We start from the raw sequence: 20,531 nt of genomic DNA, 5'->3' as shown, positions 1-20,531 counted from the left end.
CCCCGGACGGTGTCCGCGGCGGGGGCTGTCGCCCTGGTCAGGGGTTCCTGGCGGGATCAGACTCCCGCGATCACCTCGGCGGCGGCACGGCCGCAGACGCGCGAGGCACCGTGCGTGGCGATGTGCAGGGCCCCGCGCGGAGCGGCCATCGGCAGGCCCATCTCGACGACGACCGTGTCCGGCCGGGCCGCGACCAGCGCGTCCAGCACCTCGGTCATCCAGGGGTGCCGGTGCGCGTCACGGACCACCGCGACGACGGTACGGTCCCCCGCCGCCGCCAGGACGTCCCCGGCGGAGGAGCCCTCCGGGTAGACGCCGGCCGCGGTGTCCGGGAGCAGCCCGGAGAGTTCCGCCGCCACGCCCCACGGGGTCTCGTCCCCCACCGCGATGTTCGCGACGGGCGCGAGCGTGGCGACGTAGGACGCCGTGAGCGGCTTCGCGGAGCCGGTGACGACCACGGCGCGGCGGGCGGCCGTCAGCCCGATGCCGGACGCGCGGCTCCCCTCCGGCTGCGCGTCCGGCCGGGCTCCGCGGGTCCATGCGGCGAGCGCGCGGACGCGGGCGGCGGCATCGGCGAGGCGCTCCTCGGGCAGTGCCCCCTCGCGGACGGCCGCGACCAGCGCGTCGCGCAGCCGCAGGACGGTGACTTCGTCGGCGAGTCCGCCGCCGACGCAGATGGCGTCGGCGCCGGCCGCGATGGCCAGGACCGAGCCGCGTTCGATCCCGTACGTCCCGGCGATGGCGTTCATCTCCATGCCGTCGGTGACGATGAGGCCCTCGTAGCCGAGCTCCCCCCGCAGCAGACCGGTCAGGATCCGCGGGCTGAGCGTGGCCGGGCGGGTCGTGTCGAGGGCGGGCACCAGGATGTGCGCGCTCATCACGGCCTTGGTGCCGGCCTCGATCGCCGCCTTGAAGGGGACGAGTTCGCGGGCCTGGAGGGTGTCCAGGCCCACGTCGATGCGCGGCAGGGCGTGGTGCGAGTCGACGTTGGTGTCGCCGTGGCCCGGGAAGTGCTTGGTGCACGCGGCCACGCCGGCTGCCTGGAGGCCCTGGACGTAGGCGGCGGTGTGGCGGGCGGCGAGGTGGGTGTCGGCGCCGAAGGACCGTACGCCGATCACCGGGTTGCCCGGGTTGGAGTTGACGTCGGCGGAGGGGGCCCAGTTGAGGTTGACCCCGCACTCGGCGAGGCGCCGGCCCAGCTCGCGGGCGACGTCCCGGGTGAGGCCGGTGTCGTCGACGGCGCCGAGGGCCAGGTTTCCGGGGAAGGACGAGCCGCCGCGGACCTCCAGGCGGGTGACGTCGCCGCCCTCCTCGTCGATGGCGACCAGGACGTCGTCGCGCTCGGTACGCAGCTGCGCGGTCAGCGCGGCGAGCTGCTCGGGCGAGGCGATGTTGCGGCCGAACAGACCGACGGCGGTGAGGCCTTCGCCGACCCGGCGGAGCAGCCAGGCGGGGGCGGTGGTGCCCTCGAAGCCGGGCTGGAGGACGGCGAGGGCGTCACGGGTGACCGTATCGGTGTGCTGCGCAAGGACAGTCATGACGGCGTCATCCCTTCACGGCGCCGGCGGTCATGCCGCCGACGGCCTTGCGCTGGAGGAAGATGAAGATGAGCAGGACCGGGACCGCGAAGAGCGAGGAAGCGGCCATGGTGGCGCCCCAGTCGTTGCCGAAGGCGGACATGAACTCGGTCAGCCACAGCGGCAGGGTCTGCGCGCTCTTGTCCTTGTTGAGGATCAGGACCATGGCGAACTCGTTCCAGGCGGTGATGAAGCCGAAGAGCGAGGTGGACATCAGGCCGGGGGCCAGCAGCGGGAAGATCACCTTGCGGAAGGCCTGGCCGCGGGTGCAGCCGTCGATCTGGGCCGCCTCCTCCAGGGTCACCGGGACCGCGGCGATGAAGCCGCGCAGGGTCCAGATGGTGAAGGGGAGGATCATCACGAAGTAGATCGCGGTGAGCAGCGGGAGGCTGTTCAGCATCTCGCCGTCGCGGGCGATCATGTACATCGCGATGACCATGACCTCCCAGGGGGCCATCTGGGCCATCATCACGGTGAGGACCAGGCCCTTGCGGCCCTTGAACCTCATACGGGCGATGGCGAAGCTCGCGGCGAGGGCGACGAGCAGGGCCAGCAGGACGGCGCCCACGGTGACCAGGACGCTGTTGGTGACGTACGTCCAGAAGTTCTCGACCCCGGTGGCCTTGGCGAAGTTGTCCGTCGTCGGCGTGAAGACGAAGACGGGGTCCTTCGTGAGCATCTGGTCGGCCGGCTTGAGGGCCGACGAGAACATCCAGTACACGGGGAAGACGAAGACCAGGGCCAGCAGGAGCGCGCCGAGGTTCGTGGCCACGGCTGCGGGGCGCACCGGGCGGCGGGTGCGGAGCTGCTGCGCGGGCCTCTCGGAAGCCGCGGGCTTCGGGGCGGTGGTGGTGCTCACTGCTCCTCCTCCTGCTTCAGGATCAGGCGGAAGTAGAAGGACATGACGATCACGAGGATCACGATCGTCAGGACGGAGATCGCGGCGGCGAGGCCGTAGTGGGCCTGGCTCTGGCCCTCGACGTAGGCGAAGACCGGGAGGATCTCGGAGGCGCGGTCCGGGCCGCCCTTGTTCATCGCGTAGACCTGGGTGAAGGCCTTGAACACCCAGATCACCTCGAGGAAGGTGGTGATGAGGAAGAAGGGCTTCAGGTTCGGGAAGACGATCTTCCAGAAGGTCTGCCAGCCGTTGGCCCCGTCCATCCGGGCGGCTTCGTACAGCTCGGCTCCGACCGTGGTGAGGCCGGCGTACATGTTGAGGGCGACGAACGGGATGGAGCCCCAGACCACCAGGATCGTGACGATCACCATGGTGGAGAGGCCGGTCTCCATCCAGTTGTGCTGCTCGTAGCCGGAGAAGCCGGCGGTGCGCATGACCCAGTTCATGACGCCGAACTGTTCGTCGAACAGCCAGCGGAAGACCTGTACCGAGGCGACGATGGGCATGGCCCAGGCCATCACCAGGGCCATCGAGAGGACCAGCCGCATCTTCTTGCCGAGCTTGTTCAGCAGGATGCCGATGAGGCTGCCCAGCACCATGATCAGTACGACGTTGGCCAGGGTGAAGCCGAAGCTGCGGACGACGACGGTCCAGAAGTTCGTGTCACCGAGCAGCTCGGTGTAGTTGTCGAGTCCCGCGAAGGGGTACTTCCGCTGGATGAACTCGATCTTGTTGATGTCCTGGAGGGACAGGATCACGTTCTTGATCAGCGGGTACAGCAGGAGCGTCGCGAGGGCGAGCACCGCGGGCGCGACCAACAGGTAGGGCAGCCACCCGGTGGGGAGCGGCTTTCTGCCTCCGCGAGGCGGCGTACGGCCGGCGCCGGTTGCTGGGGCCGGCGTCTCGGGCAGTCCGGCGGACTTCGGTGGTGCGTCCTGTGGAGCGCTGGTCACCGCTCCCTGGGAGTGCACGGTCATGGCTTGGCTTCCTCGCGGTTGACTGTGGAGTCAAATGCGCGACCGGGGGCGCGGCAGGTGTCCGGGCACCTGCCGCACCCTCCGGTGCGTTCACACGGCTGGGTCGTGCGGGAACTGCGGGGTGGGACTACTTGTTGATGCGCTTCGCGATCTCCGCGTCCGCGTCCGCGCCCGCCTTGGCGGCGTCCTCACCCTTCAGGACCTTGGTCATGAACTCCTTGATGGGGTTCGGCTCGGTCTCGACGTTCGCCCAGCCCGCGGTGACCGGGGTGATCTTGCCGTTGACGCCGGCCTTGGCCATGGCCTCGGCGAAGGAGCCGGCGGCGGGCGTGAAGTTGGCACCGGCCTGGTTCGGGAGCAGCGCGCCCTTGGTCTCGGTGGCGTACTTGGTCATCTGGTCCTTGCCGGCGGCCAGCGCCAGCCACTCCTTGGCGAGCTCCTTGTTCTTGGAGCGCTCGGCGACGGCGAGGTTCGAGCCGCCGAGGAAGACGGTGCCGGACTTGTCGGCGGTCTTGCCGGGGATCGGGAAGTAGCCGAAGTCGGCTTCCTTGCCCGCTTCCTTCAGGGCCTTCTCGGCGCCGCCGGCCTCCCAGCCGAGACCGATCCAGGAGGCGACGCCGCCCTTGGGAACGATGTCGGTGGACTGCTGCGGGGTGGCCTCGTCCTTGTCCTTGGGGGCGGTGGAGAAGGACTGGAGCTTCTTGTAGAAGTCCATCGCGGAGGCGGCCTGCGGGGTGGCCAGTGCGCCCTTCCACTTGCTGCCGTCCTTGACGGCGAGGTCGCCGCCCTCGTCCCAGATCAGGCCGGCGAGGACGTACCAGCTCTGGCCGGGCAGGTAGATCGCCTGCGAGGCCGGGTCGGCCGCCTTCAGCTTCTCCAGGCCGGCGATCCACTCGTCGCGGGTGGTGGGCGGGGTGACGCCGGCCTTCGCGAAGGCCTTCTTGTCGTAGATGACGACGCGGTTGGCGGCGTACCACGGGGCCGAGTAGAGCTTGCCGTCGACCTCGGCCGAGGCGAGCATGCTCTTCTGCCAGGCGTCGGCGCCGAGCTGGGCCCTGTCCTTCGTCAGGTCGGCGAGACCGCCGGTGACCGCGTAGCCGGCGGTCTGGGTGTTGCCGAGCTCAAGAACGTCCGGAGGGTTGCTCTCGGAGAGGGCCGTGGTGACCTTCTCCTGGATGCCGGTCCACTTCTGCTCCTCGACCTTGACCGTCACACCGGGGTGCTTGGCCGAGAACTCCTTGTTGACCTCGTCGATCCAGGCCTTCGGCGCGGAGCCGTCCATGACCCAGACGGTGATCTCCTTGGGGCCCGCGTCGGCCTTGGCCTTGTCGTCGTCCCCGTTGCCACAAGCCGCGAGGCCGATAACCATGCCCGCGACTCCAACCGCCGCGATGAGCTTGCGCTTCACGCCACCCTCCTCAGGGATGCCTGCCTGCACTTCCCTTGCCCGCCGCGGTGACATACGCGAAGTACTGCCGTGGGGCCGGGATCTGATCCATATTGGTGTAGACCAGTAGCTGGAGCTTGGCCTAGACCTTTAGGGGTGTCAAGGGTCTAATGAGCGGGTGCCCGGTCCGTTATCGGACCGACACCTGGGGAGAGAGAAGGCCTGTCCCCCCTTACGTGTCACGATGTGACCGCACATATCGGAGGAGCCGGTGACGGCAGCGAAACTGGAGTCGGGAAGGCGGGCGGCGATGGCCACCGAAGGGGCGACCACGGAGCCGGAAGGCGGGGCGGCCACTCGCACGGCGCGTGTGCCCAAGTACTACCGACTCAAGCGGCACTTGCTCGACATGACCGAGACGCTGCCGCCCGGCACGCCGGTGCCGCCCGAGCGCACGCTCGCGGCCGAGTTCGACACCTCGCGGACCACGGTCCGGCAGGCCCTCCAGGAACTGGTCGTAGAGGGACGACTGGAACGGATCCAGGGCAAAGGCACCTTCGTCGCCAAGCCCAAGGTCTCCCAGGCCCTGCAACTGACCTCGTACACGGAGGACATGCGGGCCCAGGGCCTGGAACCGACGTCCCAGCTCCTCGACATCGGCTACGTGACGGCCGACGACACCCTCGCCGGACTGCTCAAGATCACCACCGGTGGGCGGGTGCTGCGCATCGAGCGGCTGCGCCTGGCCAGCGGTGAGCCGATGGCCATCGAGACCACCCACCTCTCGGCCAAGCGCTTCCCGGCGCTCCGCCGGTCGCTCGCCAAGTACACCTCCCTCTACACGGCGCTCGCCGAGGTCTACGACGTGCACCTCGCCGAGGCCGAGGAGACCATCGAGACCTCACTGGCCACCCCGCGCGAGGCCGGCCTGCTCGGCACCGACGTCGGGCTGCCGATGCTGATGCTCTCCCGGCACTCCCTGGACGCCGACGGCGAACCGGTGGAGTGGGTGCGGTCGGTGTACCGCGGCGACCGGTACAAGTTCGTCGCCCGGCTCAAGCGCCCCGCCGTCTGACACCCGTCCCCCGCTCCGCGTACCGGAATCCCTCGACCGGAATGCGGACGGGGTCTTACGTTTACCAGGCAATCCCCCGTAGATTCCGCCTGCTTACGCAGATGATCGACGAGGGGACGAGGTCATGCCTGAACGGGAAGCAACAGGGACAGAACGGGACGCGGCGAGTCCGGGCGGCACGCCCGGCTCGCCCTCCCCCAGGTCCATCGCCGCGTGGGTGCTCGTCGGACTCGTCGGCGCCATCGGCTGGGGCGTGCTGGCGCTCTCGCGCGGCGAGGAGATCTCCGCCGCCTGGCTGCTCGCCGCGGCACTGGGCTCGTACGCGATCGCCTACCGCTTCTACGCACGCTTCATCGCGGACCGCGTACTGAAGGTGGACGCCACCCGGGCCACCCCCGCCGAACGCCTCGACAACGGTGTCGACTTCCACCCCACCGACCGCCGGGTGCTCTTCGGCCACCACTTCGCGGCCGTGGCGGGCGCCGGCCCGCTCGTCGGACCCGTGCTCGCCGCGCAGATGGGCTATCTGCCGGGCACCATCTGGATCGTCGCAGGCGTCATCTTCGCCGGGGCCGTCCAGGACATGGTCACGCTGTTCTTCTCCACCCGCCGCGACGGACGTTCGCTCGGCCAGATGGCCCGGGACGAGATCGGCCCCGTCGGCGGGGCCGCCGCCCTGGTCGCCGTGTTCGCCATCATGATCATCCTGTTGGCGGTGCTGGCCCTGGTCATCGTCAACGCCCTGGCGCACTCGCCCTGGGGCGTCTTCTCCATCGGCATGACCATCCCGATCGCCGTCTTCATGGGCTTCTACCTGCGCGTGCTGCGGCCGGGCCGGGTCACCGAGGTCTCCGTGATCGGTGTCGCGCTGCTGCTGCTCGCCATCGTCGCGGGCGGCTGGGTCGCCGAGTCCTCCTTCGCCGGCACCTTCACCCTGGAGAAGGAGACCCTGGTCATCTGGATGGTGGTGTACGGCTTCCTGGCATCGGTGCTGCCGGTGTGGATGCTGCTCGCGCCCCGCGACTACCTCTCCACCTTCATGAAGGTCGGCACGATCGCGCTCCTCGCGCTCGGCGTGGTCATCGCGATGCCCACCCTGAAGATGCCCTCGGTCACCGACTTCGCGGCGAGGGGCGACGGACCGGTCTTCGCCGGGTCGATGTTCCCCTTCGTCTTCATCACGATCGCCTGTGGCGCGCTCTCCGGCTTCCACGCCCTGGTCTCCTCGGGAACCACCCCGAAGATGATCCAGAAGGAGACCCAGGTCCGCATGATCGGCTACGGCGCCATGCTGACCGAGTCCTTCGTCGCCGTGATGGCGATCATCGCGGCCTGCATCATCGAGCCCGGCCTCTTCTTCGCGGTCAACTCCCCCGGCGGGGTCATCGGCACCACGGTCGAGTCCGCCTCCCAGGCGGTGACGAACTTCGGCTTCGCCATCTCGCCCGAGGCGCTCGCCCAGGCCGCCAAGGACGTCGAGGAAGCCAGCCTGCTGTCCCGGACGGGCGGTGCGCCGACCTTCGCACTCGGAATGTCGGAGATCTTCTCCGCCGTGGTCGGCGGCGCCGGCATGAAGGCCTTCTGGTACCACTTCGCGATCATGTTCGAGGCGCTCTTCATCCTGACGACGCTGGACGCGGGCACCCGCGTGGGCCGGTTCATGCTGCAGGACACCCTCGGCAACGTGCACAAGTCCTTCAAGGACGTCAGCTGGAAGCCCGGCGTGTGGTTCGCGAGCGCGATCGTCGTCGGCGGCTGGGGCTACTTCCTGTGGGTCGGCATCAAGGACCCGCTGGGCGGCATCAACCAGCTCTTCCCGCTCTTCGGCATCGCGAACCAGCTGCTCGCCGCGGTCGCGCTGGCCGTCTGCACCACGCTGCTGGTCAAGTCCGGCCGGCTCAAGTGGGCCTGGGTGACGGGCGTTCCGCTCGTCTGGGACGCCACGGTGACCCTCACCGCGAGCTACCAGAAGATCTTCTCCGAGGACGTGAAGGTCGGCTTCTTCGCCCAGCGCGACAAGTACCAGGCCGGGATCGACGCCGACAAGGTGCTGCCGCCCGCCAAGAACATGGACGACATGCACACCGTGGTCACCAATGCCACGGTCGACGGCGTGCTGTGCGCCTTCTTCGCCCTGCTGATCATCGTGGTCCTCGCGGACGCGGCCCGGACCTGCCTCAAGGCCGTCCGCGACCCCGGGTCGGCGACCCTCTCCGAGACCCCGTGGACCAAGTCGGAGATCGTCGCCCCGGCCGGGCTGATCGCGACCGCCGAGGAGCGGGCGGAACTCGCCGCGGCGGGCCCGGAGGCGGGCGGCGGCGAGCACGTCAAGGAGCCGGTGGCGTGAGCACCGTACGGAGCGTGCTGGCCAGGGCCCGGTTCTACGTACGGGAGTTCTCCGGGGAGGCCGCGTACGACCGCTACGTGGCCCACACCCGCTCCCACGACCCGGACGCGGAGGTCCTCACCCGCCGCGCCTTCGAACGCGCCCGTACGGACGCCCGCGAGGCGGACCCCCGCGAGGGCTTCCGCTGCTGCTGACAGGGACACAGGGCCCCGCCGTGCAAAAACGGCGGGGCTCTTCGGCGCTCCTCAGCGCACCCAGTCCTTGAGGGGCTCGGTCGGGAAGGAGAAGGCGACGGGGTCGGGCAACTCGACGTCCTTTCCGAAGGGGATGGTGCGCACCGTCTCGTACAGCTTCCCGTTGGGATCGCTGTGGACATGCACCAGGCAGTTGTCCCGGTCGATGAGGAGGTAGACGGGGATGCCGGTCGCCGCGTACGCGCGGGGCTTTGCCTTACGGTCGCGTTCATCGGTGTCGGAGTCGTACGACGTGACCTCGACGACCATCAGGACAGGAGCCGGGTCAGCCCACTCCCCTTGCCCTTCGAATGCGCCATCCGGGGCGAGGGACGCATCCGGGCGTGCCCGACCCGAACGGTACTGCTCGACCTTCAAGCCACGTTCCACGTGGAGCCAGACCTCGGGCCGGTGCTGCATGCAGATGCGGGACAGCCACACAACGATTCGGTCGTGATCTCCATCAGGCACCGCCTTGACCCCCAGCTTCCCGTCGATGAATTCCAACCGCAGCCCCTCCACCTCTCTGGCGCCTATACGCGCGAGGGTCTCGAACTCCTCGGTCAGCATGTGGGGGCGGTCGGCCATCACGGTCATGCCTCGCTCACCTTCCTCGACGGTGCTGTCTCCGACGATAGCGCCGCCCGCCGACACCGTCCCGCACACTCGACCGCATGGACATGGTGATCAGAACGGCGCTGCCCGCCGACTACGCGGAGCTGGGCGAGATCACGGCGCGGGCCTACCTCGCCGACGGGCATCTGGACTTCAACGAGGACGACGCCTACCTGAACGTGCTGCGCGACGTGGCCGGCCGGGCGGCCCTGGCCGAGGTGCTCGTCGCCGAGCGGGGCGGGCGGCTGCTCGGCGGTGTGACCTTCGCCGCTCCGGGCAGTCCGCTCGCCGACGTCGCGGGCCCCGACGAGGCGGAGTTCCGGATGCTCGCGGTGGCCCACGAGGCGCGCGGCCAGGGCGCCGGCGAGGCTCTGGTGCGGGCCTGCGTCGAGCGGGCGCGGGCCCGGGAGGGCGTGACCGGCCTGGTCCTCTCCACCCAGCGCAGCATGGCCGGAGCCCACCGGATCTACGCGCGGCTGGGCTTCGTACGCACTCCGGAGCGGGACTGGGCGCCGATCGAGGGCCTGACACTCCTCACTTACCGGCTCAAGCTGTAGCCACGCCGACACTACATGTGGGGGTTACCGCACAGGGCCGCCCCCACATGTATGCTCATGCCTGCTGTCGCCGCAGGGGAATCCGGTGCGAATCCGGAACTGTCCCGCAACGGTATGAAGTGTCCGGCTACCGGACGCCAAGTCCGATGACCTGCCGACAGCGCGCCCGGCTCGACCGAACCGGGTGCCGATTCGTCCGGGCCTCGCGGTTGGGCCGGTGGACGCCATGCGGGGTACGCGTTCTCGTCGCGCCCGCGTGCGCCCGCCCGCGCCCCGCTCCGCCGATGACCGGGCCGAGCGAGGGAGAGCTCCCGCCGTGACCATCGCGCCTTCCGCACCGCGCGCCGAGTCCACTTCTGGCGACAACACCGAGGGCCCGGGGGCCACGCTGCTGCGTACCCTCACCGAACTTACGGCGGACCTCCCCGACACCGACCCCGGCCGGGTCGCGGCCTCCGCCCTGCGCGGCCGCAGCTCCGCCGCCGACGACGCCGAACTGCGCGGGCTGGCCACGGAGGCCGCCGCCGGTCTGATCTCCGAGGACCCGGCCTACTCCCGGCTCGCCGCCCGCCTGCTGACGCTGGCCGTGCGCGACGAGGCCGCGAGCCAGGGCTCCACCTCCTTCTCGGCCTCCGTCGAGGTCGGTCACCGCGAGGGCCTCATCGCCGACCGCACGGCCGAGTTCGTCGCCGCCCACGCGGCCCGGCTCGACTCGCTCGTCGAGCTGACCCTCGCCGAGGGCGCCGACGACCGCTTCGGTTTCTTCGGCCTGCGCACCCTGCACAGCCGCTACCTGCTGCGCCACCCGATCACCCGTCAGGTCATCGAGACCCCGCAGTACTTCATGCTGCGCGTGGCCTGCGGTCTGGCCGCCGACGAGAGCGTCCAGGCCGTGGAGGAAGTGGCCTCGCTGTACCGGCTGATGAGCCGCCTGGACTACCTGCCGTCCTCCCCCACGCTCTTCAACTCCGGCACCCGGCACCCGCAGATGTCCTCCTGCTACCTGCTGGACTCCCCGCTGGACGAGCTCGACTCGATCTACGACCGCTACCACCAGGTCGCGCGCCTGTCCAAGCACGCCGGCGGCATCGGCCTGTCGTACTCCCGCATCCGCGCCCGCGGTTCGCTGATCCGCGGCACCAACGGCCACTCCAACGGCATCGTGCCGTTCCTGAAGACCCTCGACGCCTCCGTCGCCGCCGTGAACCAGGGTGGCCGCCGCAAGGGCGCCGCCGCCGTCTACCTGGAGACCTGGCACGCGGACATCGAGGAGTTCCTGGAGCTCCGCGACAACACCGGTGAGGACCAGCGCCGCACCCACAACCTGAACCTCGCCCACTGGGTGCCGGACGAGTTCATGCGCCGCGTGAACGCCGACGGCGACTGGTCGCTGTTCTCCCCGGCCGACGTGCCCGAGCTGGTCGACCTGTGGGGCGACGAGTTCGACGCCGCCTACCGCAAGGCCGAGGCGGACGGCCTGGCCCGCAAGACCATGCCGGCCCGTGACCTGTACGGCCGGATGATGCGCACCCTCGCGCAGACCGGCCAGGGCTGGATGACCTTCAAGGACGCCTCCAACCGCACGGCGAACCAGACCGCCGAGCCGGGCACCGTCGTCCACTCCTCGAACCTGTGCACCGAGATCATCGAGGTCACCAACGACGGCGAGACGGCCGTCTGCAACCTCGGCTCGGTCAACCTGGGCGCCTTCGTGCTCACGGAGACGGGCGAGATCGACTGGGAGCGCCTCGACGAGACCGTCCGCACGGCCGTCACCTTCCTCGACCGCGTGGTGGACATCAACTTCTACCCGACCGAGCAGGCCGGCCGCTCCAACGCCCGCTGGCGCCCGGTGGGCCTGGGCGCGATGGGCCTCCAGGACGTCTTCTTCAAGCTGAAGCTGCCCTTCGACTCCCCCGAGGCGAAGGCGCTGTCCACCAAGCTCTCCGAGCGCATCATGCTGGCCGCGTACGAGGCCTCCTGCGACCTCGCCGAGCGCAGCGGCCCGCTGCCGGCCTGGGAGCAGACCCGTACCGCCCGCGGTGTCCTGCACCCGGACCACTACGACGTCGAGCTGAACTGGCCGGAGCGCTGGGAGGCGCTGCGCGCCCGCGTCGCCGAGACCGGCATGCGCAACTCCCTGCTCCTCGCCATCGCCCCGACCGCGACGATCGCCTCGATCGCCGGCGTGTACGAGTGCATCGAGCCGCAGGTCTCCAACCTGTTCAAGCGCGAGACCCTGTCGGGCGAGTTCCTCCAGGTGAACGGCTACCTGGTCGAGGAGCTCAAGCAGCTCGGCGTGTGGGACGCCCAGACCCGCGAGGCGCTGCGCGACTCCTCCGGCTCGGTCCAGGGCTTCGGCTGGATCCCGGCCGAGGTCCGTGAGCTGTACCGCACGGCGTGGGAGATCCCGCAGCGCGGTCTGATCGACATGGCGGCGGCCCGTACGCCGTTCCTGGACCAGTCGCAGTCGCTGAACCTGTTCCTGGAGACGCCCACCATCGGCAAGCTCAGCTCGATGTACGCGTACGCCTGGAAGCAGGGTCTGAAGACCACCTACTACCTGCGCTCGCGCCCGGCGACGAAGATCGCCCGCGCCGCGCAGGCCGCCACCGCCGCTCCGGTGGCGCTCCCGCAGGCCGTCGACGCCGATGCCCTGGCCTGCTCCCTTGAGAACCCCGAGTCCTGCGAGGCGTGCCAGTAATGAGCTCCACCGACAACAAGAACCTCCTGGACCCGGGCTTCGAGCTCACGCTCCGCCCGATGCGCTACCCGGACTTCTACGAGCGCTACCGGGACGCGATCAAGAACACCTGGACCGTCGAGGAGGTCGACCTCCACTCGGACGTCGCCGACCTCGCGAAGCTGACGCCCGCCGAGCAGCACATGATCGGCCGTCTGGTCGCGTTCTTCGCGACCGGCGACTCGATCGTCTCGAACAACCTGGTGCTGACGCTCTACAAGCACATCAACTCCCCGGAGGCGCGCCTGTACCTGTCGCGCCAGCTGTTCGAGGAGGCCGTGCACGTCCAGTTCTATCTGACGCTGCTCGACACCTACCTGCCCGACCCGGACGACCGCGCGGCCGCCTTCGACGCGGTCGAGGAGATCCCCTCCATCCGCGAGAAGGCGCAGTTCTGCTTCAAGTGGATGGACTCGGTCGAGAAGATCGAGCGCCTGGAGACGGCCGCCGACCGCCGCCGCTTCCTGCTGAACCTGATCTGCTTCGCGGCGTGCATCGAGGGCCTGTTCTTCTACGGCGCCTTCGCGTACGTGTACTGGTTCCGCTCGCGCGGTCTGCTGCACGGCCTGGCCACCGGCACCAACTGGGTGTTCCGTGACGAGACCATGCACATGAACTTCGCCTTCGAGGTCGTGGACACGGTCCGCAAGGAGGAGCCGGAGCTCTTCGACGACGCCCTCCAGCAGCAGGTCACCGACATGCTCAAGGAGGCCGTGGAGGCGGAGCTGCAGTTCGGCCGCGACCTGTGCGGTGACGGCCTGCCGGGCATGAACACCGAGTCGATGCGCGAGTACCTGGAGTGCGTCGCGGACCAGCGCCTGGTCCGGCTGGGCTTCCCGCCGGTGTACGGCTCGCAGAACCCGTTCTCCTTCATGGAGCTGCAGGGCGTTCAGGAGCTGACGAACTTCTTCGAGCGCCGCCCGTCGGCCTACCAGGTCGCGGTCGAGGGCACGGTCGACCTGGACGAGGACTTCTAGGACTTCCAGGACCTCGTACGGTTCGACCGGGGAGCCGGGATGCGGATGTTTCCGTGTCCCGGCTTCTCGCGTTCCCCGGGTGTTCAGTGGGCGATGGGGCCCCAGTACCGCCGGGCGGCGGGCCGGAAGGCGCGCCGACGGGGGGTGGGCGGGAGGCCGCCCGCACGCTGGCGGGGCAGCCACACGAGGCGGGTCGCGACGGCCCGGATCTGCTGGTCGATCCGGCGGTCACGCAGGATCCCGTACAGGCTGGGCCCGAGCAGGAGGGCGGCGAGGGCGAGGACGGCGAGGTAACTCACGAATGTGGTCATAGCTCTACTGTCCGCCTGATCGCCCATGATCGACAGTGGCAGTACTGTCATGGAAGACCGAATTACTGCCACACTGGGGGCATGCTGACCAACGTGGCCGTGGCCCTCGTCGACGGAGTCGCCCCCTTCGAGCTGGGGATCTTCTGCGAGGTGTTCGGAATCGATCGCAGTGACATGGGCGTACCGGTGTACGACTTCGCCGTGTGCGCGGCGGAGGAGGGGCCCCTGACCGTCGGCGGGGGCGCCTTCGGGATCAGCCCCGCGCACGGGCTGGAGCGGCTGGAGGAGGCCGATCTGATCTGCCTGCCCGCCGCGAACGACGCCGGTGTGCGCATCTACCCCGAGCCCCTGCTGGCGGCCCTGCGCCGGGCCGTGGAGCGGGGTGCGCGGGTCCTCAGCGTGTGCAGCGGGGCCTACATCCTCGGCGCGGCCGGACTGCTGGACGGCCGCCGGTGCACCACGCACTGGATGCACGCCGCGGCCCTGACCCGCCGCTTCCCGCGGGCCGTCGTCGACCCGGACGTGCTCTACGTCGACGAGGGCCCGGTGATCACCGCCGCGGGCACGGCCTCGGGCATCGACGCGTGCCTGCACCTGGTCCGCCAGGAGCACGGGGCCGAGGTCGCCAACATCATCGCGCGCAGGATGGTCGTACCGCCGCACCGGGACGGCGGGCAGGCCCAGTTCATCCAGCGGCCGCTGCCGCGCACGGCCTGTGACACGGTGGGCGAGGTGATCGAATGGATGGCCCGCCACCTGGCCGAGGAGATCACCGTCGAGCAGCTCGCGGAGCGCGCGCACATGTCCCCCCGGACCTTCGCCCGCCGCTTCCTCCAGGAGACCGGCACCACCCCGTACCAGTGGGTGCTGCGCCAGCGGGTCCTGCTGGCGCAGGAGTTGCTGGAGTCGACCGGCGAGACGGTGGACGCGATCGCCGGCCGCTGCGGCTTCGGCAACGCGGCCGCCCTGCGCCACCACTTCCTGCGGACCCTGGGCACCACGCCGAACTCGTTCCGGCGCGCCTTCCGGGGCCCGCAGGCCGCCTAGGAGGTCTTCCGGATCAGGCGTTGGGGACGGTCTCGTAGCGCGGGGTGCCCTCTTCCATCTGGCGCAGGGCGTCCTTGCGGTCCCGCTTCGAGAGGCGGTCGATGTACAGGTAGCCGTACAGGTGGTCGGTCTCGTGCTGCAGGCAGCGGGCGAAGTAGCCGGTGCCGCGCACCTTGATCGGGTTGCCCTGCGCGTCCTGGCCCTCGACCTCGGCGTAGTCCGGGCGGGCCAGCGAGGCGTACGCGGTCGGGACCGACAGGCAGCCCTCGTTCGAGTCGTCGAGCACCCGCGCGCCGGCCGGCAGCTCGATCAGCTTCGGGTTGACCACGACGCCGGTGTGGCGCTTGCCGTCGTCGTCCGGGCAGTCGTAGACGAAGACCTTCGCGTCCACGCCGATCTGGTTCGCGGCCAGGCCCACGCCCTCGGCGGCCTTCTGGCTGGCGAACATGTCGTCGATGAGCTGCGCCAGCTCGTCGCCGAACTCGGTGACGTCCTTGCACTCACGGTGCAGGACCGGGTTGCCGACCACGGTGATCGGACGGGCCGTACCGCGCTGACGGTGGGCGAGCTCGCGCGCCTCACAGTCCTCGGTGTCCACGACGTACCCGTCGTTCACGCTCTCGACAACCTCGTTCTCCTGCTGCGCCATGTCCGCCGTACGCCTTCCGTAAGTCCCGGTCACCGATGGTCGTGGTGGCCACCGATGTGCCCGTACAGCGTACGGCCCCGGGTCAGCAGACTTCTTCGAGATCCCGCCACTCGCGGGTACCCGGGCTGTCCGCGACCCATCCGTCGAGCAGTCCGCGCACCAGACCGGCCGGTGCCGCGATGCCGCATTCGCGCTCGGGGACCCACAGGGAGCCCGAGCCGGCCGTACGGTGCCCGAGCGGTCCGGGGTGGCCCGGCTCGCTGTGGTCGTGCGGATCGAGGTGCTGTTCGCCGTCGCCCTCGTCGCTCGGCATCTCGCTCTCCGAGCAGGTCCGGCACAGCAGCCGCACCGACGAGGACCAGTCCTCGGCGGCGAATCCGGCGTCCGAGGCCAGCTGCTCCAGCGCGTCGCGGTCCGCCTCGGTGGCCGCCTCCAGCAGCACCACCCAGGTCGGCACCGGGGACGGCGCCCACAGCTCGATCTCGTCGAACACGGGGTACGAAGGGCCGGCCGCGGTCACGCGCTCGCCGTGCGGGACGCCGTCGTGGAGCACGACCTCGCCCCAGCGCCGCCCCGAGGAGGGCAGCGGGATCGACAGGACCTCCAGCCGGGCCGGGTCCAGCCGACGGCCCCAGACCACCTCGGCCTCGCCCTCGGGCGAGAGCCGCACGGCGGCGCTGCCGAGCTCCATCCCGACCGGCTCGCCCGCTCCGGCCGCTTCCCCGGGCACCTTCAGCCCGTACGCCTGCCAGGCCCGCCGGGCCAGCGGCCAGTCCTGGAGCGCGGTGGCGGCGATCCCCACGTTCCACCAGTCCGGGGCGCCCGTCTCACGGTCCAGCAGGGCCACGGCGCGCAGCCCGGCGGCCCGCGCCTGCTCCCAGTCGTGCCGGAACTTGTGCAGCAGGGCCAGATTGAACCAGGACTCCGAAAGCCAGGGCTCCAGGTCCGCCGCTCTCGTCAGGAGCGCGCCCGCGTCCTCGTACCGCCCGTCGCCGATCAGCGTGAACGCGCGGTCGGTGGCCTGCCGCCACGAGGCGGAGGGCCGATGCCGTACCTTCCCGAAGATCCTCACGATTCCCGCCTGCCTGGGGGCACCTCCCAGCGGTCGCTGGGGGAAAACGGTGCAGCCTTGCGGACACTCCTACGGTCCCTCTTACTGGCATCCAACCATGCCCACTCGGACGGCCGCTCATTACCCATGGGTTACCCAGGTGGGACGGGGACCACTCTGCCACGTCCGCCCCTGGCCAGAACCCTTGCCAGGCACTCCACGACCTCCGGCTGGTAGTCATGCCCGGTGCCCAGGCGGAGCCGCTCCAGGGCGGCCAGTGAGCCGCCCGGGTGACGGCTCCCGCCGACCAGATCGTCGTACGCATTCACCGTACGCACGATCCGGGCCGCCGTGGGCTGCTCCCGGTACGGATCCGCCTGCCGCTCCACCACCACGGCGACCTCGGCGGGCACCCCGGTCTGCCGGGCCACCTCCCCGCCCAGTTCGGCGATCCGGCGGGCCTCGGCGCCGGGCAGCCCGGCCGTGGCCCCGTCCGGGACCGGGTCGACGAGGGAGAGCTGGCCGATGTCGTGCATCAGGGCCGCGTACTCCAGCACCGTGAGCTCCCGCTCCGACAGGCCCAGCTCCCGGCCGACGGCGCAGCTCAGGGCGGCCACCCGGCGGGAGTGGCCCGGCCGGGTGCAGCCGGCGATCTCGGTGGCGCGGGCGAGCGAGGTGATGGTCTGGCGGTAGGTGGTGCGGATCGCGGCGATCCGGTGGAAGGACAGCTGGGCCAGCAGCAGGGGCACGCTGAAGACGGTGACGGCCCACAGGCCCGCGACGGCCGCGCCGAGCGCCATGACGACCCCGGTGGCACAGATCGCCGAGCCGACGCCGAGCTGGGCGCGCAGTTCGTCGTGGAGCAGCCGGCCGTACGTCCGTCCGGTCCTGGCCCCCGCGAGCGCGGCGGCGAGCACGGCGTCGCACAGGGCGGTGAGACCGAGCAGGAGGAGGAGGTAGCCGACGAGGTACGGGCCCTGGCCCACCCACCGCTCCAGCCGGCCCGAGTTGTGGAGCGGCTGGAAACAGGCGGCGGCGAAGGCGACCGTGAGCACGCGGCGGGAGAGGTGGTCGAGGGCGGGCCCGCAGCCCCGCGCGATGTGCGGGACGATTCCGGCGAGCACGGCCGCGACGACGACCGCGACGGTCTGGCACACCCCGTGGTGGGTGGGCTGCCCGGCGTTGTGGCCGAGCAGGGCGTAGGCGAGGGCTCCGGCGGAGCCGAGCGGCGCGGGGCGGCGGCCGAGGACGTCCTGGCGGTCCCGGCGGGCGAGCTCCCCGACGGTGATCAGGGTGGCGAAGGCCAGGGCGGCGCCGGGCTCGGCGACGCCGTTCCACAGGGTGTGGCCGAGCGCGGCGCCGGTGAGCACCCCGGCGGCCCCCCGTACGGTCCACGCCGCAGGGGCCCTCATCCGCCCGCCCCGGCGCCGTCCCCGTCCGGCCCGGGCCCGCCGGCCGGGCCGGGAGCCGCGGGGACCCGGTCCGGCGGCGGGGGCGCCGCGGCCGGACGGGAGCCCTGGTCCGGCATCCCGGCCAGGGCCGAGTGCCGCCCCGCCCCGGCCGCGGCGGCACTCGCCGGGATCACCTGGAGGTCCTCGTCCGAGGTCACCACCGGGTGCCAGCCGGCCCGGCCGATCGCGTCGGCCAGCGCCCGCACCATCGACGGGTCGAACTGCGCCCCCGCGCAGCGTTCCAGCTCCGCCAGGGCGACGGGCACCGGCCGGGCCCGGCTGTACGAGCGGGTCGAGGTCATCGCGTCGAAGGCGTCGGCCACCGCCACCACCCGGGCCAGTACCGGGATCTGCTCGCCGGTCAGCCCGTACGGATAGCCGGAGCCGTCGACCCGCTCGTGGTGGTGCAGGATCGCGGCCCGGGCCTCGCCGAGGAAGCCGATGCCGCGCACCATCTCGTGCCCGTACTCGGGGTGCAGCTCGATGATCCGGCGCTCCTGCGGGGTGAGCGGCCCGTCCTTGCGCAGCAGCCGGGTGGGGACGCCGAGTTTGCCCACGTCGTGCAGGATCCCGGCGATGCGCACCGTCTCCAGCCGGTCCTCCGTCATGCCGAGCTCCTGGGCGATCATCGTCGAGGCCTGGCCGACCCGTTCGCTGTGGCCGCGCGTGTAGCGGTCCTTGATGTCGACGGCCTGGACGAGGGCGCGGATGGTCGCCTGGTGGGCGGTGCGCTCACGGTGGTACTGGGCGAAGACCCAGCAGGAGAGGTACATCGGCAGCAGGACGAGCAGTGCGGCCGGGGGCCCGTAGGGGCTGCGCCACATGACGGCCGTCATCAGGCCGGCGAGGCCGTGGACGCAGTGCGGGGCGAGGGAGGAGGGCACGAGCCCTCGCCAGGCGGTGGCGGCCGGGCGGCGTTCGGCGGTGGCCAGGATGGCACCGTCGAGGGCGGTGAGCACGAGGCAGAAGACGATCGCCGCGGCCGTCGCGGGAAGCAGAGCGGAGGGGAAGTCGGCCGGCCCTGCGGGGGGTCCGGAGCCGGCGGAGGACCCGCCACCGAGGGTGGCCGGGCCCCGCAGCAGCCCGTAGACCTGCCCCGCGGCCCAGCTCGCGCCCGCCTGCTGCGCGCCGTGCCACACGCGGCGCACCCGGGCGGGCCGCTGGACGACGGTGCCCGCGAGCGCCCCGGGCAGCGCGACGAGCGCGGCGGCGGCGGGCGGCAGCAGGAAGACGGCGGCGAACACCACGGGGAAGAAGGAGCCGATGCCCTCGGGGACCCGGCTGTGCGGCGGCGGGCAGACCTTGACGAGTTCGCAGCCGAGGTAGAGGACGGCGAGCAGGGCCACGGCCGCCCAGGGCGTACCGGAATCCGTGAGGGCGGGGGCGACGCACGCGACGGCCGCGAGAACGGCGCACAGGATGAATGCGCGCGCCCCCGGCGGAAGTGCCCGCATGGCGCTCTCCTCCCCCCCCTGTGCCGTGCACACCGGGTACCGAATCGAGTCGGCACCGAATGGGGAGAATAGGCGGGGCCCGGAGCGAGGTGGGCCACATTTCCGCATTGGGCCATGCGGACGCCCCCGGATTAGCACATTCGGGTGAAGGAAGTGCTCTTCCGGGGGCGGGTGTTCGATCGTCCGGCCGGTCGGCCGGTCACCGGTGCGGATCAGCCGGGAGCGGGATTGTCGGCGGTGACATCGTGGTCGGGCACCGCCTGACCGGACCTGATCAGTTCGATCCGGCCCATCACCTTCGACCGCAGGTCGGTCGGCACGTCGTCCGACCCGCAGCAGCGCTTCACCAGCTTCTTCACGGCCTGTTCGAGGCCGTACTTCTCCAGGCAGGGATTGCACTCGCCGAAATGCGTCTCGAACTTCGTGCAGTCACTGTCCGGCATCTCCTGGTCGAGGAACTCGTACAGGTGATCCAGGACCTCGGAGCACTCTGTCTCGTGCGGCTCTCCGCAACTCATGAGTCCGAGCCTTTCCGGTCGTTCGACTCTCCCGCGCCCGCGGGAACCAGCCCGCGCTCACGGGCATAGTCCTCCAGCATTCCGCGGAGTTGACGGCGGCCACGGTGCAGTCGCGACATGACCGTACCGATGGGTGTACCCATGATGTCCGCGATCTCCTTGTACGCAAAGCCCTCTACGTCGGCAAGGTAGACCGCGATGCGGAACTCCTCCGGAATGGCCTGCAGGGCTTCCTTCACGTCCGAATCCGGCAGATGGTCGAGCGCCTGCGACTCGGCGGAACGCAGTCCGGTCGACATGTGCGACTCGGCGCGCGCCAGCTGCCAGTCCTCGATCTCCTCCGCGGCGCTGCGCTGGGGCTCGCGCTGCTTCTTGCGGTAGGAGTTGATGAAGGTGTTCGTCAGGATGCGGTAGAGCCACGCCTTCAGGTTGGTGCCCTCGCGGAACTGGTGGAAGGACGCGTACGCCTTCGCGTACGTCTCCTGGACCAGGTCCTCGGCGTCGGCCGGATTGCGCGTCATGCGCAGCGCGGCCGAGTACATCTGGTCGAGGTAGCCGAGGGCGTCCCGTTCGAAGCGCGCGTTGCGCTCCAGGGTCGTCTCCTCCGCGTGGCCTTCGTCGGTCCCAGCGACAGGACCCACCTCCTCCGACAGCGTGGCGGTTC

19 protein-coding genes and 1 riboswitch are annotated in these 20,531 nt (G+C 70.7%); of the genes, 7 read left to right on the top strand and 12 right to left on the bottom strand.

Annotated elements, in window-relative coordinates; genetic code table 11:
• Nucleotides 1–56: 56 nt before the first annotated feature.
• The 4 genes from ACXNSR_RS25785 to ACXNSR_RS25770 form a co-directional block, all read right to left on the bottom strand.
• The gene (locus ACXNSR_RS25785; RefSeq protein ID WP_458637813.1) at nt 57–1,538 is read right to left on the bottom strand and encodes a glycoside hydrolase family 3 protein; all 1,482 of its coding nucleotides are present in this window, start codon (nt 1,536–1,538) and stop codon (nt 57–59) included.
• 7 nt (nt 1,539–1,545) lie between these two features.
• Nucleotides 1,546–2,436 (bottom strand): carbohydrate ABC transporter permease, encoded by an 891-nt coding sequence (locus ACXNSR_RS25780; RefSeq protein ID WP_458637812.1) that lies wholly within the window; start codon nt 2,434–2,436, stop codon nt 1,546–1,548.
• Nucleotides 2,433–3,452 carry a carbohydrate ABC transporter permease gene (locus ACXNSR_RS25775; RefSeq protein ID WP_458637811.1) on the bottom strand — a complete coding sequence of 340 codons (1,020 nt, stop codon included), beginning with the start codon at nt 3,450–3,452 and terminating at the stop codon, nt 2,433–2,435. Before ACXNSR_RS25775 ends, ACXNSR_RS25780 begins: the two co-directional genes overlap by 4 nt.
• Nucleotides 3,453–3,579: 127 nt before the next feature.
• The gene (locus tag ACXNSR_RS25770) at nt 3,580–4,860 is read right to left on the bottom strand and encodes an extracellular solute-binding protein (protein ID WP_458637810.1); all 1,281 of its coding nucleotides are present in this window, start codon (nt 4,858–4,860) and stop codon (nt 3,580–3,582) included.
• A 289-nt stretch (nt 4,861–5,149) separates the two neighbouring features.
• Here ACXNSR_RS25770 and ACXNSR_RS25765 point away from each other — a divergent pair, with 289 nt between their 5' ends.
• The 3 genes from ACXNSR_RS25765 to ACXNSR_RS25755 all read left to right on the top strand — a co-directional run bounded on the left by ACXNSR_RS25765 (nt 5,150) and on the right by ACXNSR_RS25755 (nt 8,455).
• Entirely contained in the window at nt 5,150–5,914 is a 765-nt protein-coding gene (locus ACXNSR_RS25765; protein ID WP_030016685.1) for a GntR family transcriptional regulator, read from the top strand.
• 124 nt (nt 5,915–6,038) lie between these two features.
• Nucleotides 6,039–8,261 (top strand): carbon starvation CstA family protein, encoded by a 2,223-nt coding sequence (locus ACXNSR_RS25760; RefSeq protein WP_458637809.1) that lies wholly within the window; start codon nt 6,039–6,041, stop codon nt 8,259–8,261.
• Nucleotides 8,258–8,455: a YbdD/YjiX family protein gene (locus ACXNSR_RS25755; RefSeq protein WP_030764507.1), complete on the top strand. Its 198-nt coding sequence runs from the start codon at nt 8,258–8,260 to the stop codon at nt 8,453–8,455. The genes ACXNSR_RS25760 and ACXNSR_RS25755 overlap by 4 nt, the downstream gene beginning before the upstream one ends.
• Nucleotides 8,456–8,506: 51 nt before the next feature.
• Here the strand turns inward: ACXNSR_RS25755 and ACXNSR_RS25750 are convergent, their stop codons facing one another.
• The gene (locus tag ACXNSR_RS25750; protein ID WP_458637808.1) at nt 8,507–9,091 is read right to left on the bottom strand and encodes a Uma2 family endonuclease; all 585 of its coding nucleotides are present in this window, start codon (nt 9,089–9,091) and stop codon (nt 8,507–8,509) included.
• A gap of 77 nt (nt 9,092–9,168) precedes the next feature.
• Here ACXNSR_RS25750 and ACXNSR_RS25745 point away from each other — a divergent pair, with 77 nt between their 5' ends.
• The 3 genes from ACXNSR_RS25745 (at nt 9,169) to ACXNSR_RS25735 (ending at nt 13,386) form a co-directional block, all read left to right on the top strand.
• Nucleotides 9,169–9,666 carry a GNAT family N-acetyltransferase gene (locus tag ACXNSR_RS25745; RefSeq protein ID WP_458637807.1) on the top strand — a complete coding sequence of 166 codons (498 nt, stop codon included), beginning with the start codon at nt 9,169–9,171 and terminating at the stop codon, nt 9,664–9,666.
• Between the two features lie 51 nt (nt 9,667–9,717).
• Nucleotides 9,718–9,839, top strand: a riboswitch (cobalamin riboswitch).
• Nucleotides 9,840–9,982: 143 nt separating this feature from the next.
• Entirely contained in the window at nt 9,983–12,370 is a 2,388-nt protein-coding gene (locus ACXNSR_RS25740) for a ribonucleoside-diphosphate reductase subunit alpha (protein WP_458637806.1), read from the top strand.
• Nucleotides 12,370–13,386 (top strand): ribonucleotide-diphosphate reductase subunit beta, encoded by a 1,017-nt coding sequence (locus ACXNSR_RS25735; RefSeq protein ID WP_031151615.1) that lies wholly within the window; start codon nt 12,370–12,372, stop codon nt 13,384–13,386. Before ACXNSR_RS25740 ends, ACXNSR_RS25735 begins: the two co-directional genes overlap by 1 nt.
• 83 nt (nt 13,387–13,469) lie before the next feature.
• Here ACXNSR_RS25735 and ACXNSR_RS25730 read toward each other — a convergent pair whose 3' ends face one another.
• Nucleotides 13,470–13,697: a hypothetical protein gene (locus ACXNSR_RS25730; RefSeq protein WP_458637805.1), complete on the bottom strand. Its 228-nt coding sequence runs from the start codon at nt 13,695–13,697 to the stop codon at nt 13,470–13,472.
• Nucleotides 13,698–13,778: 81 nt separating this feature from the next.
• Between ACXNSR_RS25730 and ACXNSR_RS25725 the strand changes: the two genes are divergently transcribed.
• Nucleotides 13,779–14,744, top strand: a complete 966-nt coding sequence (locus ACXNSR_RS25725) for a helix-turn-helix domain-containing protein (RefSeq protein ID WP_458637804.1) — start codon at nt 13,779–13,781, stop codon at nt 14,742–14,744.
• Nucleotides 14,745–14,757: 13 nt separating this feature from the next.
• On the opposite strand, the gene def is transcribed toward ACXNSR_RS25725, so the two are convergent.
• The 6 genes from def to ACXNSR_RS25695 form a co-directional block, all read right to left on the bottom strand.
• A complete protein-coding gene (gene def, locus ACXNSR_RS25720; protein WP_266604740.1) occupies nt 14,758–15,393 on the bottom strand; it encodes a peptide deformylase in 636 nt (211 codons plus the stop codon).
• Nucleotides 15,394–15,475: 82 nt separating this feature from the next.
• Nucleotides 15,476–16,465 (bottom strand): tetratricopeptide repeat protein, encoded by a 990-nt coding sequence (locus ACXNSR_RS25715; RefSeq protein ID WP_327737307.1) that lies wholly within the window; start codon nt 16,463–16,465, stop codon nt 15,476–15,478.
• A 131-nt stretch (nt 16,466–16,596) separates the two neighbouring features.
• Nucleotides 16,597–17,856 carry an HD-GYP domain-containing protein gene (locus ACXNSR_RS25710; RefSeq protein WP_458637803.1) on the bottom strand — a complete coding sequence of 420 codons (1,260 nt, stop codon included), beginning with the start codon at nt 17,854–17,856 and terminating at the stop codon, nt 16,597–16,599.
• Entirely contained in the window at nt 17,853–19,349 is a 1,497-nt protein-coding gene (locus ACXNSR_RS25705; protein WP_458637802.1) for an HD-GYP domain-containing protein, read from the bottom strand. The genes ACXNSR_RS25710 and ACXNSR_RS25705 overlap by 4 nt, the downstream gene beginning before the upstream one ends.
• A 212-nt stretch (nt 19,350–19,561) precedes the next feature.
• The gene (gene rsrA, locus ACXNSR_RS25700; protein ID WP_030012982.1) at nt 19,562–19,867 is read right to left on the bottom strand and encodes a mycothiol system anti-sigma-R factor; all 306 of its coding nucleotides are present in this window, start codon (nt 19,865–19,867) and stop codon (nt 19,562–19,564) included.
• Complete coding sequence (locus tag ACXNSR_RS25695) at nt 19,864–20,508, bottom strand: sigma-70 family RNA polymerase sigma factor (protein ID WP_030012983.1); 645 nt, start codon at nt 20,506–20,508, stop codon at nt 19,864–19,866. Before ACXNSR_RS25695 ends, rsrA begins: the two co-directional genes overlap by 4 nt.
• Between the last annotated feature and the right edge of the window lie 23 nt (nt 20,509–20,531).

The sequence above is a fragment of the Streptomyces sp. NC-S4 genome (genome assembly GCF_054353315.1).
This window is presented reverse-complemented; position numbering and strand designations above follow the sequence as displayed.